Annotated in this window: 11 protein-coding genes and 1 riboswitch; of the genes, 8 read left to right on the forward strand and 3 right to left on the reverse strand. The window is 61.7% G+C overall.

Going from position 1 to position 14,801, the window contains the following annotated elements:
* Positions 1–149: 149 nt before the first annotated feature.
* Positions 150–782 (reverse strand): peptide-methionine (S)-S-oxide reductase MsrA, encoded by a 633-nt coding sequence (gene msrA / locus BN1139_RS15500; RefSeq protein ID WP_005352745.1) that lies wholly within the window; start codon positions 780–782, stop codon positions 150–152.
* A 268-nt stretch (positions 783–1,050) separates the two neighbouring features.
* Between msrA and argA the strand changes: the two genes are divergently transcribed.
* Positions 1,051–2,379 carry an amino-acid N-acetyltransferase gene (argA, locus tag BN1139_RS15505; protein ID WP_005345063.1) on the forward strand — a complete coding sequence of 443 codons (1,329 nt, stop codon included), beginning with the start codon at positions 1,051–1,053 and terminating at the stop codon, positions 2,377–2,379.
* A gap of 107 nt (positions 2,380–2,486) precedes the next feature.
* Positions 2,487–2,710, forward strand: a riboswitch (Lysine riboswitch).
* 90 nt (positions 2,711–2,800) lie between these two features.
* Complete coding sequence (gene lysC / locus BN1139_RS15510; protein WP_005352746.1) at positions 2,801–4,153, forward strand: lysine-sensitive aspartokinase 3; 1,353 nt, start codon at positions 2,801–2,803, stop codon at positions 4,151–4,153.
* Positions 4,154–4,235: 82 nt separating this feature from the next.
* On the opposite strand, the gene BN1139_RS15515 is transcribed toward lysC, so the two are convergent.
* Complete coding sequence (locus tag BN1139_RS15515; RefSeq protein ID WP_005333743.1) at positions 4,236–5,321, reverse strand: protein kinase family protein; 1,086 nt, start codon at positions 5,319–5,321, stop codon at positions 4,236–4,238.
* A 255-nt stretch (positions 5,322–5,576) separates the two neighbouring features.
* On the opposite strand from BN1139_RS15515, the gene BN1139_RS15520 reads away from it, so the two are divergent.
* Entirely contained in the window at positions 5,577–7,832 is a 2,256-nt protein-coding gene (locus BN1139_RS15520) for an LTA synthase family protein (RefSeq protein WP_005352747.1), read from the forward strand.
* A gap of 64 nt (positions 7,833–7,896) precedes the next feature.
* Here the strand turns inward: BN1139_RS15520 and BN1139_RS15525 are convergent, their stop codons facing one another.
* Positions 7,897–8,913 carry a S66 family peptidase gene (locus BN1139_RS15525; protein ID WP_005352748.1) on the reverse strand — a complete coding sequence of 339 codons (1,017 nt, stop codon included), beginning with the start codon at positions 8,911–8,913 and terminating at the stop codon, positions 7,897–7,899.
* Positions 8,914–9,178: 265 nt separating this feature from the next.
* Between BN1139_RS15525 and BN1139_RS15530 the strand changes: the two genes are divergently transcribed.
* The 5 genes from BN1139_RS15530 (at position 9,179) to cysG (ending at position 14,733) form a co-directional block, all read left to right on the forward strand.
* Positions 9,179–10,021, forward strand: coding sequence for a patatin-like phospholipase family protein (locus tag BN1139_RS15530; protein WP_005333746.1), 843 nt, complete (start codon positions 9,179–9,181; stop codon positions 10,019–10,021).
* A 201-nt stretch (positions 10,022–10,222) separates the two neighbouring features.
* Positions 10,223–11,281 carry an anaerobic sulfite reductase subunit AsrA gene (gene asrA, locus BN1139_RS15535; protein ID WP_005352749.1) on the forward strand — a complete coding sequence of 353 codons (1,059 nt, stop codon included), beginning with the start codon at positions 10,223–10,225 and terminating at the stop codon, positions 11,279–11,281.
* A 1-nt stretch (position 11,282) separates the two neighbouring features.
* Entirely contained in the window at positions 11,283–12,122 is an 840-nt protein-coding gene (gene asrB / locus BN1139_RS15540; RefSeq protein WP_005352750.1) for an anaerobic sulfite reductase subunit AsrB, read from the forward strand.
* 11 nt (positions 12,123–12,133) lie between these two features.
* The gene (gene asrC / locus BN1139_RS15545; RefSeq protein WP_005352753.1) at positions 12,134–13,144 is read left to right on the forward strand and encodes a sulfite reductase subunit C; all 1,011 of its coding nucleotides are present in this window, start codon (positions 12,134–12,136) and stop codon (positions 13,142–13,144) included.
* 197 nt (positions 13,145–13,341) lie between these two features.
* Complete coding sequence (cysG, locus tag BN1139_RS15550) at positions 13,342–14,733, forward strand: siroheme synthase CysG (protein ID WP_005352754.1); 1,392 nt, start codon at positions 13,342–13,344, stop codon at positions 14,731–14,733.
* Positions 14,734–14,801 lie beyond the last annotated feature (68 nt).

Genomic DNA, 14,801 nt, shown 5'->3' on the forward strand with positions numbered 1-14,801 from the left:
ATTCATCAGGCGGTTATCAAGGCAAGAAATGTGTCTGGACTTTGCATCCGATCCCTGGACGCTACCTAGTTAGTCCCGACTGGTCGCAATAAGTTCCCTCCTCCGACCATTTATTTTCACTTTTATTAAGAAATCGACTACAAACCTGTTCAGCGGTTCAGGCTGGGCGGCAAACAGACTCCAATGCCACCCAATCCGCAGTAGCCATCCGGGTTTTTCTCCAGATATTGCTGATGGTAATCCTCGGCATAGTAGAAGGGCGCCAGCGGCAGAATGCGGGTGGTAATGGCACGACTGTCGCCGCTTGCTGCCATCGCCTGCTGATAGGCCGCCATGCTCTGCTGGGCAATGATCTGCTGGCTCTCATCGCCATAGAAGATCACCGAACGATACTGGGTGCCAATGTCCCCGCCCTGACGCATCCCCTGCGCCGGATCGTGCTGCTCCCAGAACAGTCTGAGCAGATCGCCGTAGCTGATCACCGCCGGATCAAACACCACCTGCACCGTCTCGGCATGGCCGGTCAGGCCGCTGCACACCTCTTTGTAGGTGGGATTCTGGGTCACGCCGCCCTGATAACCGGCCGCGGTGGAGTAGACGCCCGGCTGCTGCCAGAACAGGCGCTCCACGCCCCAGAAGCAACCCATGCCAAACCAGGCGATCTCCATGTTCTCGGGCCAGGGGCCCTGGGTCGGGTTACCATTCACCGCATGCTGCTGACCAATCACCATCGCTTCGCGTCGCCCCGGCAGGGCATCTGCCGGTGAAATAATCTGTTCCATGAATTCTGTCCTTGTATAAAACCCTGTGAAATCACACAGCTGACGAAAAGGAGCATCGAAGATAGCAGTTTATCGCGCCGGATCAACCGGCGGGCCCCTCCCCGCTCGCCCCAACGGCCATCTGCGCTTCCTGCCACACGTTCCCAATTCGCACGGCCAAGCCGCCCCTCGTAGACCAGAAACGGCCAAAATCAATATTTAGTCTTGATTTGTGAATTAATTTTCATATATTGAGCCAATCGCTGTTTTTTTATGGAAGAAATATCAAGTGCGTGAACGCGAACCCAGTCTGGTCAATGCCTTCCGGCAATCCACCCCCTATGTCAATGTGCATCGGGGTGCCACCTTTGTGCTGATGATGGGGGGAGAAGCCATCTGCCACCCCAACTTCGCCAATATCGTCAGCGATATCGCTCTGCTGCAGACACTGGGCATACGCCTGGTGCTGGTGTTTGGTTCACGTCCGCAAAACGATGAGGCGCTGGCCCGCGCCGGTATCGAGGCCCAGTACCACAAGCGGATCCGGGTCACCGATGACGAGAGCTTCACCATCATCAAGCAGGTGTGTGGCGGCCTGCAATATGACATCACCGCCCAGCTCTCCATGGGGCTCGCCAACACCCCCATGCAGGGGGCGCGGATCAGCGTGGTGAGCGGCAACTTCGTCACCGCCCAGCCGCTGGGGGTGGATGATGGCATCGACTTTTGCCATAGCGGCCGGGTGCGCCGCATCGACGTGGAGGGGATCACCCGCCAGCTCGATCAGAAGAGTCTGGTGCTCATCTCCCCGATCGGCTGCTCGGTCACCGGCGAGAGCTTTAACCTGAGCTCGGAAGAGGTGGCCCGCCGGGTGGCGGTCGACCTCAAGGCGGACAAGCTCATCTGCTTTAGCAGCACCCAGGGGGTAATGGACAGGCGCGGAGAAGCCATCTCCGAGCTCTTCCCCGAGCAGGCCGAAGAGCTGCTGGTGGAGCTGGAGCAGGCGGGCGAAGAGATGTCCGGCACTGCCCGCTACCTGCGTGCGGCCATTGCCTCTTGCCGCGGCGGCGTGCCCCGCTCCCATCTGGTGAGCTATCAGGATGATGGCGCCATGCTGCAGGAGCTGTTCAGCCGTGACGGCCTTGGCACCCAGATCGTGCGGGAAAGTGCCGAGCAGGCCCGCGCCGCCACCATCGAGGATATCGGCGGCATTCTGGATCTCATTCGCCCGCTGGAGGAGGAAGGGATTCTGGTACGTCGCTCCCGCGAGCAGCTGGAGATGGAGATCGACAAGTTCACCATCATCGAGCGCGATGGTCTCATCATCGGCTGCGCGGCCCTCTACTGCTTTATGGAAGAAGCGATGGCGGAGATGGCCTGCGTCGCCATTCACCCCGACTATCGCAACTCCAACCGGGGGGATCAGCTGGTGGCCAAGGTGGCCGAGCGGGCCAAGCGGCTTGGCATTCGCCGCCTGTTCGTGCTCACCACCCGCTCCATCCACTGGTTCCGGGAGCGGGGCTTCGATCCGCTGGAAGTGGAAGATCTGCCGGTGGCGCGTCAGCGTCTCTACAACTGGCAGCGTCGTTCCAAGGTTTTGTCAAAGACCATTGCCTAAGCCATTGATTCTGTGTTGAGTTAGCCGACAATTTGAACTTTTTCACAAACTCGATTGACAGTGCAATCCAACGCAGGGTATTTCTAAATGCACTCCACCGCCCTGGTGGAGCCAGAAGAGGAGCGCTGCCCAGGCAGCCCAAGGGAGGACGCCAGCGTCCGGTGAACTTGGGTCAGGGGGAGCAGCGCCGAGACGAGTGAGGAGACTGGTGACCTCAACGTCGGCTGCGGGGGCTGAATCCCCCGGGTTGCCATCGGTAGTGATCATCCCCCACCGCGCCCTGTCAGGGGCGGTACGGGATGGGCTCTGCAGGTGGAGTGCTTCTGGCCGGGATAGCTTCGTTCATTCCTGCCATTTTCAGCCTCCTCCTCTCTTTTTTGCCCGATGGAACCGGAATCTTAAAATAAGACAGGAGTAAGCAATGAGCCCGATCAATGTCGCCAAGTTTGGCGGAACCAGTGTCGCCAACTTCCCGGCCATGAATCACTGCGCCGACATCGTGCTGGCCAATCCCGCCACCCGGGTGGTGGTACTGAGCGCCAGCGCCGGCGTCACCAACCTGCTGGTCGCTCTGGCTCAAGGGGAGCTGGACGAAGCGGGCCGCGACGAGCAGCTGGCCAAACTGGCCGGGATCCAGCAGGCCATTCTGACCGATCTCGGCAACCCCGTTGATGTGAGCGCCCTCATTCATGGCCAGTTGGACGAAATTCGCCTCATGGCCCAGCAAGCTCACCAGCATACCGATGCGGAGCTGGCCGATCGCCTCATCGCCTGCGGCGAGTTGATGTCTACCCGCCTCTTTACCGAGCTGCTGCGCCAGCGCGGCGTCAAGGCCCACTGGCAGGATGTGCGCCAGCTGATGCGCACCGACAGCCGCTTTGGCAAGGCCACCGTCGATCTGGCCACTACCCGTACCCTCTGCCAGCAGACGCTGGGCCCGCAGCTTGGCGACAGCCTCATCATCACCCAGGGCTTTATCGGCGCCGATGGCGATGGCCGCACCACCACGCTCGGTCGCGGCGGCTCTGACTACAGCGCAGCCCTGCTCGCCGAAGCGCTCGATGCCGCCAGTATCGAGATTTGGACCGATGTGCCCGGCATCTACACCACAGATCCGCGCCTCGTCACCCGCGCCCGCCCGATCCCGGAAATCAGCTTTGTCGAAGCGGCCGAGATGGCCACCTTCGGCGCCAAAGTGCTGCACCCCGCCACATTGCAACCGGCGGTGCGCCAGAATATTCCGGTGTTTGTCGGCTCCGCCAAGGATCCTGCCGCCGGTGGTACCTGGATCCGTGCCAGCACAGATTCAAGCCCGCTGTTTCGCGCCGTCGCCCTGCGCCGCCAGCAGGTGCTGGTGACCCTGCACAGCCTCAACATGTTCCACGCCTACGGCTTTCTGGCCGAAGTGTTCGGCATTCTGGCCCGTCACCGCATCTCGGTTGATCTCATCACCACGTCAGAAGTGAGCGTGTCATTGACGCTGGATCACACCGGCAGCCAGAGCAACGGCGAACCGATCCTGAGCGACAAGGTACTGACCGAGCTGGGGCAGCTCTGCAAGGTGGAGGTGGAAACCGGTCTGGCACTGGTGGCGCTCATCGGCAACCGGATGAGCGAAGTGAACGGGGTGGGCAGTCAGGTCTTTGACGCCCTGCGCGAGCACAACATCCGGATGATCTGCTACGGCGCCAGCGCCCACAACCTCTGCTTCCTGGTCAAGGAGAGCGAGGCGGGCAATATCGTCAACCGCCTCCATCAGGAGTTGCTGGACTGACCCTCACCGCGAGGAAATTACGGCCATGCAACAGGGCGCCAGCAAGGCGCCCTGTTCATTTGTATTTCGCAGATGTGTTGGCTCAGGCAAGGCTGGTAGCAGGCAGCTGACAGGCCACGGCTTCGCGGCGCAGCTGCTGCAAGCGGGCCAGCAGCCCGGTCTGGCCGAGCTCCGTCTCCTGAGGCGAGAGATTGTCCACCAGCAGCGGATAGTGATCCGTCACTGCCTGCATCAACCAGTCGAGGCGACGCAGGGTGAGCGGGCCGCAGCTCTGGCCGCTCAGATCATCGGCCACATCGAGCCGGTGGCTGCGATACATGTCCCGCCACCAGTTGGCGACCAGCGCCTCGTCGCTCGCCAGCGCGGCGCTCCACTCCCCTTGCAGGGCGTGCAGGCGGGCCAGCACAGGGGCACTGGCCCCTTCGCGGATCAGGTGATGGATCTCCCGTTTCACCCATTTCAGACAAAGCTCGCGCCAGTAGCGAAATTGCGGCAAAGGATCGGCCTCATCGAGCCAAAGCCCGGAGAGGGTACGGGTCTCCAGTCGCTCCGGCACATGAAACTGCGGGTCGACCAGACCATTGGAGTTGTATTCAAAGCGGGGATCGAAGGTCCACATATAGCCAAAGTCGAACACGCAGATCTGCTCGCCGTCATCGAGCAGGTTGCCCGGGCTCGGGTCCCAGTCAAACCAGCCCCAGCGGGCCAGCTCCCCCTGCACCTCCAGCATCTGGGCCAGATTGCGCTCGTTGAGCTGATGGACCGGCACACCCCGCAACCAGGGGGAAACCAGCACACCGGCCCGCGCCGAGCCGAAGCTGGTGCAGACCACGTGGGAGAGGACGGTAGGGTGCAGCTCGCGCAGCGCCTCGATTTCGCGCCGCCGCTCCAGCTCGGTCAGAAAGGCGGTCTTGCCATCGAGGTTGGCCACCAGCGAATCCTGACGGCGCCGCTTGAGGCACCAGTGATGCCCCTCCACCTTGAGGTGAAACACCTCGGCGGTGAGACCGTGGCGATAGACCTTGACCACAGCCGGATGGCTATCCTTCAGCTTGACCAGTTGGGCCAGCGGCAGCGGGCAGTCGCGCTCGCGTCCGATCCGGATCTCTTCCTTGCTCTCCAGCATGCGCAGCAATCTGGCCTGACGTGCCATCACTTTGGGATTCATACATGTACCTCCAGTCGCTATCGAGAGACTAAACAGCAGCTCCCTCCCAAGCCAGTGGCAAAACCCCATGATGACGCTTTCATCACATATTCCGAACAACCCCTCGATCGGGATCACAATTTGCAAGGTTGAGCTGTAACCAAATATTCATTAAGTGGTCATTAAATTGACAAGCTGAAACAAGGCCCGCACCATCGGGTCAAACTCTATGCGGATGAACGATCTCTCCCTCACTCGCTCAAAGGATGAGCTTATATGAATCGCCCCTCCTCAGGCCGCCCCCGCGTCCTGAGTCTGCCCTCTCTGCTGCTTGCCCTGCTGGGCGGATTGCTGCTGCTGACCCTGTTGTTGCCGCTGAACAATCCCGGCAGCTGGCTGGGCCGTGCCCAGCCGCTGGTGCTGGGCCCCGCCGACAATCCGCTGGCTACCCTCACCCGCCACGCCCTGCTCTATAAAAGCGACAGCCGCGGCCTCTATCTGGTGGTGCGCAGTCAATGGCAGTTGCGAGGGCCATTGCAAGCGGGGGACAAGGTGCGGGTGGAGCTGCTCAACGACAAGGGGGAGCGGATTGACCAGCTGAGTCAAGCGGTGGATAAACGTCAGGTGTGCCGCAATAACCGCTGCACCCTGGATCTCAACAGCACCTTGCGCGCCCCGGATGACGCGCTGGCCAGCCGTTATCAGCTGCGCATCGGTCTGCTGCTCAAGGATCGCCCCGAGAGCGGCGACTTCAGCCAGATCCTGCAAACCCTGCCGGAGCAGGGCTTCAACCTCACCTATCTGGTGGTGAGCCTGACGCTGGTGCTGGCCCTGAGCGCCGCCGTGCTCAAGACGGTGCTGCCAAAGCTGCGCCGCAGCCTGCGCTGGCGGATCATCGGCAGCCTGCTGCTCGGCAACCTCACCTTCGTGTTGCTGCACGGCTTCGTGGTGTTCAAGCTGGGGGAGTTTCTGCTCTGGTCAGGCTTTCGCCCAGAGCACTACTATCTGGCCTGGGGCAGCATGGTGCTAGGCTGGAGCCTATGCGCGCTGGCGGGCTTCAACCTCTATATGGGGCTGGTCTTTACCGCGCTTTCGGGCATAGGTCTGTTGGCCAACTTTATGAAGATCGCCATCTACGGCGTGCCGCTCGGCGGGGACGATTTTGGCAACCTGCTGGCGCTGCTGCGGATCCTGCTCGACCAGCACCCCATCCTACCCATCTTCACCGTGTTGCTGGCACTGTTTCTCTGCTGGCGCTTTGCCCTGTCACGCTGGGTGCTGCGCACAGCCGCTGCCACCGTCGCCTTCTTTGCCCTGTGCGTCTTTGCCACCCAGACCGGCAACAAGCTGCTGGGGGCCAACATTCGCTACGTGGATCGCGCGGTCAACTACCACAGAGACATCATCCGCTCCGGCCCCGGCCTCTATCTGTTCAATCTGGTGGACGAGATGCTGCAAAGCGGCAGCGTGTTTCGCTACCCCTTGCAGATCAACGAGCTGACCCCGCAGCTGAGTTATCCGCCCCAGGGCATTGCGCCGCGCTGGGATCTGGTGATCGTGCTGCAATATGAGTCGCTCTGGCTCGACTGGAAGGGGCGGATCTGCGCACCGGCTCCCACCCTCTCCCTGCCCGCCAGCGTGCAGCAGTGGCAAAAAACCATCCACTCCCCCACCACCGGCGGCATGACGGTACTGGCGGAGTTCGAGATGAACACCGGCCTGCCGGTGGGCTTGCTCAAGCAGGGGGTGGTGCCCTACTACTACCTCTCGCAGCAGGTGCCGGGACTGGCCCAGAGCGCCAGACAGAGCGGCTACCAGACCCTGTTCGCCCACCCTTATGTGGAAAAATTCTGGGGCCGCGCCAAGGCGATCCCGGCGCTTGGCTATGAGGAGCGCTGGTTCGACACCCGCTTCACCACCCTCGAGCACAAGGGGCTCTATATCTCCGATGATGCGCTGATCGACCACATACTCAAACGCAGCGAGCAGGATGACAAGCCGCTGTTTGCCTATGCGGTCACCATGCAGGGGCACGGCCCCTTCGATGGCCCCCGCTATCAGGGGCAGGAGCGCAGCGGCGCCTGTCCGAACCAGAGCGAGAGCGACACCCAGCTGCTCAACACCTACTACACCGGGGTGGTGGATGCCATGGCCTCGCTGGAGCGGCTGCTCAAGACCCTCGACCAGTCGGGCAAGCGCTATCTGGTGGTGGCCTTTGGCGATCACCAGCCGTTTTTGATGTCTGCCGGCAAGGGCATTCACGGTGACAAGCCGGCACGCGATGCCACCTACCAGATCCCCATGATGGCCTTCACCCGCGCCGATGACCCCCTCAATCTGGCGACCCAGTTTGCGCCGGTGCGCCAGCTCTACCAGATGGGTCAGGCCACCCGCCAGCTGCTGGCGGGGGATATCACCCCCATCGAAGAGAAACCCCTGCTCCATCCGGTGCTAGGCGAGGAGAAAGGGTTCGACCCATCAAGCCTGGTGCCGCAGATCCGCGCCAGCTTCCGACCCGATGCCCTGCCCTGATCCATCCCCACAAAAACAGACAAGGCCGCATCCGCGGCCTTGTTGTTGGACATTCATTTCGCCCTCATTCTGCTCGCCACCATGGCTCCAGTAGCGTGAGCTGCTGGCGGTCGAGATCGAGCGCTACCTCGATACCCAGCGGCAACGTCAGCATGGGGTGGGTATGGGCGCAGTCAAACTCCGCCAGAATGGGGAAGCTCGGCTCCCCTACCACCTCCAGCAGGATATCGAGGGGGCGCTTGCCGCTCCCCTGATCGTTGAACAGCTCGTGCTTGCCGAGGATAAGCGCGCCGATCCGCTCAAACACCCCGCACAGCTTGAGATGGGCAAAAGATCGCTCCACCGTCTCGGCAGATTTCAGGCTGTCCTCCAGCAGCAAAATGTCGCCGTGCTCGATGGGCGGCATATAGGGGGAGCCCCAGATCCCCGCCATGGTGTTGAGGTTGCCGCCGATCAGTCGTCCCACTACCCGGCCAGAGCCCACCGAGATCAGCCGATTGGGCTGGCAAAACTTGACCCGGGTCTGGTTCTCCCAGTCCAGCCGTTCATCGCTCCACTTTGCCGGGGTGGGCAACGTGCAGGGGACGCCAGCTTCATCGGCCAACGCAATCTGTAAAAAACTGGCCAGCGTCTCATCCACCAGCGGCGGCAACTCGCCAAAGGAGGCCACCAGCGCCGGGCCATAAAAGGTAACCAGGCCAGTTTGGGCATGGATGCCGAGCAGCAACGCCGTCACATCTGAGTAGCCGACGATGATCTTGGGGTCGCGCTTGAGCGCATCAAAATCGAGATAAGGGAGCAGGGAGTTGGAGTTGCTGCCGCCAATCACCGATATGATGCAGCGCACTTCTGGGTCGCGAATAAGGGCGTTGAGCTCCTCGGCTCGTGCGGCGATGGAGCCGGAGCGCCAGTGATCCTGCTGGCCGGTGAGGCTGCCCGCCTTGAGCCTAAAGCCCTGCCCCTCAAGAAAGGCTTTTGCGCGGGCAAAACGGTTGGGTGCCCAAGCGGTCGCCGCGCTGGAAGGGGAGAAAAAAGCGATGGTATCGCCACGTCGGAGCAGCGGGGGAACCAATAACGTCATGACACACTCATCCTTGCCAATATCCAGCCATCACAGAGTTGTTGAGACTCCTACACAATCCCTTTGATCACAACGGGTTTATCACCATCGTTTAGAAATACAAAACACTTGATTCATTATTAACAGATATTCTAAACACCATCCCCTTCCTAGAATGACCTCATTGCGATGGCCAACCCCGGTTGGTTGTCAGAACGGTCGGCCTGACAGCCCGGACGTTCTCTTTCCCACGTTTTCTCTCTGACTTATCAATGAGGTGCCTGTCATGAACAAAAACGCATCCCCCAGCGCATTGGTTGTAGAAGGCGGCGCCATGCGCGGCATATTTGCCAGCGGCGTGCTGGATGCGTTTATCGAGCATGACTATCGCCCCTTTGACTTCGCCATCGGCGTCTCGGCGGGGGCCACCAACTTGCTGGCTTATCTCGCCAGCCAGCATGGCCGCAGCCACGAGATCCTGACCAAACTGGCGTGCAGCCAGCAGTTTATGGATCCCCTGCGCTTTGCCAAGGGGGGTAATCTGGTGGATATCCACTGGCTGTGGAACACCAGCTGCCGCAAGTATCCCCTCGACATTCACGCCTACCGGGAGACCGGCATCCCCTTCTATGCGGTGGTGACCAATACCCTGACCGGCAAGGCGGAGTACATCCGGGTCAAGCCGGAGAACATGAACGAGGTGCTGCCCGCCAGCTGCGCCATTCCCCTCGCCTCCCACGAATACCCGGAGGTGCACGGGGTACCGATGACAGATGGGGGGGTGGCCGACTCCATCCCGGTGATCGAGGCCTACCGCCGCGGTGCCCGTCACCTGACGGTGATCCTCTCCGAGCCCCTTGGCTACCGGCTCAAGCCGATGCCCTTCCCCTGGATGATCCGCACCCTGCTCAAGACCCGCCCCGCGCTGGCACAGGCGCTGGAGCAGCGGGATCGCAGCTACAACGAGGCGCTCGATTTTATCGCCAATCCGCCGGAGGACTGCCAGATCGAGGTGATCGCCCCGGCCGACTACTTCCCCGTTTCCCGTTTTACCCGCGATATCAACAAGCTGGAGATGGGATACGTGATGGGCAAGTGCGCAGGCTATCAGGCCGCCCTGCTCAATTGATAAGGGTTTTACAGGCATGACCCGACCTGCCGCGACGCACGCGCCGCCAACACAATAACAATCGGGTCAGTTGAGCAACATGAGTCATAAAAACAGACCGTGGCGAGGCAAGCGCGGCCAGAACCGGTGCCAGACACCCAGACCCGGCCCGCTCCTCATCCCTATGCCAGGGCATCTCACCCTCATACAAGGTGTTTATTTATGTCGTTTCTTCTCACCCATCCCGCGCTGGCGCAGCTGTTCGAGCGGCTGCTGCCCGATTACCGGATCATGGCGCCCGCGGCCGAATATCGGGGCGGCCGCTTCTCCGACACCGACAACGTCACCTACCACAGCATCCGCCATCCGGCCGATCTGGTGTGGCAGGAGAAGTCCCACTTCTCCCCGAAAGAGGTGGTGCTCCCCATCACCCAGACCCTGTTCCACTTCGACAATCTGGAGCTGCGCGAATCAAAGGTGGAGGCCAAGCCCACCCTGCTGTTCTTGCGCAGCTGTGATATCCACGCTCTGCGCAGGCTGGATCAGGTCTACCTGAAAAATGGCCAGAACAGCGACGTCTACTACGCCCGGCTGCGCAGCAAGCTCAAGCTGGTGCTGCTGGAGTGCCGCGAGAGCTTCGAGAACTGCTTCTGCGTCTCCATGGGCAGCAACAAGACCCAGGACTACGCCGCCGCCATTCGTCTGAGCGATGAGGGTGCCCGTATCGAGGTGAAGGATCCCGAGCTGCTCGGCTACTTTGCCGAACTGGGTGAATCCGACGACTTCACCCCGGAATTTGTCCAGAGCAACCCGGTCAAGGTTCGCACCCCGGACAGCGTCTGTAACGACCCCCAGCGGATCCGCCAGATCCTCACCGCCCATCCGGTCTGGGCCGAGTACGACAGCCGCTGCATCGGCTGCGGCCGCTGTACCACCTCCTGCCCGACCTGCAGCTGCTACAGCGTGCACGACCTCACTTATGCAGAGAACCCCAAGCAGGGTGAGCGCCGTCGCCAGTGGGCCAGCTGCATGGTGGATGGCTTTAGCGACATGGCCGGTGGCCACGGTTTTCGCGCCAAACATGGCGAGCGCCTGCGTTATCGCGCCCTGCACAAGGTCAACGACTACAAGGCCCGTCAGGGGGAGGAGCACATGTGCGTCGGCTGTGGCCGCTGCGACGATCGCTGCCCTCACTACATCTCCTTTAGCAACATCATCAACAAGATGACCGATGTGGTCGAACAGACCATCGCAGCCGACAACGCGCAGGGGGCGAACTGATATGTGCCAGTGCCAGCAAACCGCAACAGCAGAACCGCAGCAGGACGTGGTCGAAAATCGCCTGCTGCCCAAGGCCTACACCATTCTGGCCATCGAGCGTCACACCGAGCTGGAGTGGAACTTTCGGGTCTCCCGCGACTTTGATGTCCACTACGGCCAGTTTGTGGAGATCTCCCTGCCCACCGTTGGCGAAGCGCCCATCTCGGTCTCCGACTATGGCGATGGCTATGTGGATCTGTTGATCCGCAAGGTCGGCAAGGTAACCGATGCGCTGTTTGCCCTCGATGTGGGCGACAAGCTGTGGATGCGCGGCGTCCACGGCAACGGCTATCCGCTGGAGACCTACCGCAACCAGCACCTCATCGTGGTGGCGGGCGGTACCGGCGTCGCGCCGGTCAAGGGGCTGCTGCGCCGCTTCAGCAAACATCCGGAAGAGGTGAAATCCCTCGACATGATCCTCGGCTTCAAGAACGAGCAGGCGGTGCTCTATCGCCACGAGATGCCGCTCTGGGCCGAGCAGCAGAACCTCATCGTCACCCTGGACGAGGGCAAGGAGAGCGAGCAGTTTCGCATTGGCCGGGTCACCGACTACATCGACCAGCTGGATCTCGCTGACAAGGAGGATATCCAGGTGATCGTGGTCGGCCCCCCCATCATGATCCGCTTCGTGGTGCACGCCTTCCTCGAGCGGGGCATCCCCAAGGATCGCATCTGGGTCGACTACGAACGCCGCATGGCCTGCGCCGTGGGCAAGTGTGGCCACTGCCGGATGGGCGACACCTATATCTGCGTGGATGGACCGGTCTTTCGTTTTGACCAGGCCCAGCATCTGATCGACTGAGGGAGAACACCATGAGTCTCGATATCGACATCATCAAGGCCCGCGCCAAGAACGAATACCGCCTCTCCAAGGTGCGCGGCGAAGCGATGATCAGCGTACGCATTCCAGGCGGGATCATGCCCGCCCACCTGCTGGCAGTGGCCCAGCAGATCGCCGAACAGTATGGCAACGGCCTGATCCACCTCACCACCCGCCAGAAGCTGGCGATGCCCGGCATCAAGTATCAGGACATGGACAAGGTCAACGCCGCCCTCGAACCCTTTATCAAGGAGATCGAGGTGGAGACCTGCGGCATCGAGGTAGAGGACACCACAGCCGGTTACCAGACCATCGGCGGGCGCAATATCGTCGCCTGTCAGGGCAACACCATCTGCCAGAAGGGCAATATCGACTGCACCGGGCTGGCCCAGCGGATGGAGAAACACCTCTACCCCAACCCCTATCACCTCAAAATGGTGATCGCCGGCTGCCCCAACGACTGCGCCAAGGCCAACATGGCCGACTTCGGTATCCTCGGCATCGCCAAAATCCACTTCAATGCCGAGCGCTGCATCGGCTGCGGCGCCTGTGTCAAGGCATGTAACCACCACGCGGTGGATTGCCTCGCCATCAAGCATGGCAAGGCGGTCAAAGAGGAGAGCAAGTGTATCGGCTGTGGCGAGTGCGTGCTGGCCTGCCCGACACTGGCCTGGCAGCGGGATCCCAAGCAGCTCTACATGGTCAAGCTGGGGGGGCGCACCAGCAAGAAGACCCCCCGCACTGGCAAGCTATTCCTCAACTGGGTGACCGAAGAGGTGCTTCATGCGGTGATCAAGAACCTGTTCGAGTTCGAGGCCGAGATGCTGGATGGCAAGCCCATCTACCTGCACATGGGTCACCTTATCGACCGGGCCGGTTATCACAAGTTCAAGGAGCGGGTGCTGCGCGGCGTCACCCTCAACCCGGAAGCCATGGTCGCTGACCGCATCTTCTGGGCCGAAGATCAGTACGTCGCCAACATGCACGTCAAAGCGGTGCAATAGGAAAAACCTCGTTTGGGGAAGCGTGATCAAATGGCCGACACCGGTGGGGATCTGTCGTTGGCCCGGGCGTAGATCACCCTTCCCCTTTTTTATTCCCGTCGGGGGATCTTTCCCCCGACCATCCGGGGTGCGTCACGGCGCGCCCTGCTATCTCGCCCGGCGCGGCATTGCGAGCGGGCCAGCATCCGGAGCCTGTTATGGACTTTCTCCCTCTCTTCTGTCAGCTGCAAAACAAGCCGGTCCTGATCGTCGGCGGCGGTGAGGTGGCGGTGCGCAAGGCGCGCCTGCTACTCGATGCCAAGGCGAAGATCACCATCAATGCCCCCCATCTGGAACCCCAGCTGATGAGCTGGGCCGAGCAGGGTCGCCTGACCGTCTGCGCCGCCGATTTTCATCCCGAACTGCTCGATGGCAAGTGGCTGGTGATCGCCGCCACCAACCAGCCAGAGGTCAACCATCAGGTCTTTCATGAGGCGAACCTGCGCCAGATCTTCTGCAATGTGGTGGACTCTCCGGCCCACTGCAGCGCCATCATGCCCGCGATCATCGACCGCTCGCCGCTGATGGTGGCCATCTCCAGCGCAGGCGCGGCGCCGGTTCTAAGCCGCCAGCTGCGGGAAAAACTTGAAGCGTTGCTACCGCAACACCTCGGCCAACTCGCGGCGCTGGCGGGCAAGCTGCGCGAGCAGGTCAAACTCATTCCGGACAAGCTGGCCCGCCGCCGCTTCTGGGAGCGGCTCTTTAGCCATGAGCGACTGGCATGCCAGCTGGCGCGCGGCCAACAACAGGCCGCCGAGCAGAGCGTCGCCGAGCTACTCGATGAGCAACCGCAGAGCAAGGGAAGCGTAACCCTGGTGGGAGCAGGCCCCGGCGATGCGGGGCTGCTTACCCTAAGCGGTCTGCAGCAGCTGCAACAGGCGGATGTGGTGGTCTATGACCGGCTGGTGTCGCAGGCGGTGCTGGCACTTGTTCGCCGGGATGCCGAGCGGATCTTTGTCGGCAAGGAGGCGGGCCGCCACTGTGTGCCCCAGCAGGCGATCAACCAGCTGTTGCTGGAGCAGGCTCGCCTCGGCAAACAGGTGGTGCGACTCAAGGGGGGCGATCCCTTTATCTTTGGCCGGGGTGGCGAGGAGCTGGAAACCCTGGCCGAGGCGGGCATCCCCTTCTCGGTGGTACCGGGCATTACGGCAGCCTCAGGCTGCGCTGCCTACAGCGGCATTCCCCTCACCCACCGCGATCACGCCCAACGGGTGCAGTTCATCACCGGGCATGACAAGGAGGGCAATATCGCCCAGGAGTGGTCGGCGCTGGCGGCCCCACGCCAGACCCTGGTGTTCTACATGGGGCTGGCCCACGCCGCCCGCATTCAGGATGCGCTGCAAACCCACGGCATGCCCGGCCACACCCCGGTGGCGCTGGTGGAGCAAGGCACCCAGCTCAGCCAGCGGGTGGTGCGCGGCGAGCTGCAGCAGTTGGCCGAACTGGCTCGTCAGGTGAAGAGCCCGAGTCTCATCATCATCGGCTCGGTGGTCACTCTGGCCGACAAGCTGGACTGGTATGGGGAAGCCAACGCCATCCACGGCATCTAACCCCGCACGGCTATCACCCAATAGAGACAACAAAACAGAGAGCGGCATGGCCGCTCTCTGTTTTTTGC

Source organism: Aeromonas veronii bv. veronii (assembly GCF_000820225.1).
Lineage (GTDB): Bacteria > Pseudomonadota > Gammaproteobacteria > Enterobacterales > Aeromonadaceae > Aeromonas > Aeromonas veronii.

Excerpts from the sequence above, each read along its gene's own strand:
- msrA (WP_005352745.1), bottom strand. The coding sequence starts at position 782 with ATGGAACAGATTATTTCACCGGCAGATGCCCTGCCGGGGCGACGCGAA.
- lysC (WP_005352746.1), top strand. The coding sequence starts at position 2,801 with ATGAGCCCGATCAATGTCGCCAAGTTTGGCGGAACCAGTGTCGCCAAC.
- BN1139_RS15515 (WP_005333743.1), bottom strand. The coding sequence starts at position 5,321 with ATGAATCCCAAAGTGATGGCACGTCAGGCCAGATTGCTGCGCATGCTG.
- BN1139_RS15520 (WP_005352747.1), top strand. The coding sequence starts at position 5,577 with ATGAATCGCCCCTCCTCAGGCCGCCCCCGCGTCCTGAGTCTGCCCTCT.
- BN1139_RS15525 (WP_005352748.1), bottom strand. The coding sequence starts at position 8,913 with ATGACGTTATTGGTTCCCCCGCTGCTCCGACGTGGCGATACCATCGCT.
- BN1139_RS15530 (WP_005333746.1), top strand. The coding sequence starts at position 9,179 with ATGAACAAAAACGCATCCCCCAGCGCATTGGTTGTAGAAGGCGGCGCC.
- asrA (WP_005352749.1), top strand. The coding sequence starts at position 10,223 with ATGTCGTTTCTTCTCACCCATCCCGCGCTGGCGCAGCTGTTCGAGCGG.
- asrB (WP_005352750.1), top strand. The coding sequence starts at position 11,283 with ATGTGCCAGTGCCAGCAAACCGCAACAGCAGAACCGCAGCAGGACGTG.
- asrC (WP_005352753.1), top strand. The coding sequence starts at position 12,134 with ATGAGTCTCGATATCGACATCATCAAGGCCCGCGCCAAGAACGAATAC.
- cysG (WP_005352754.1), top strand. The coding sequence starts at position 13,342 with ATGGACTTTCTCCCTCTCTTCTGTCAGCTGCAAAACAAGCCGGTCCTG.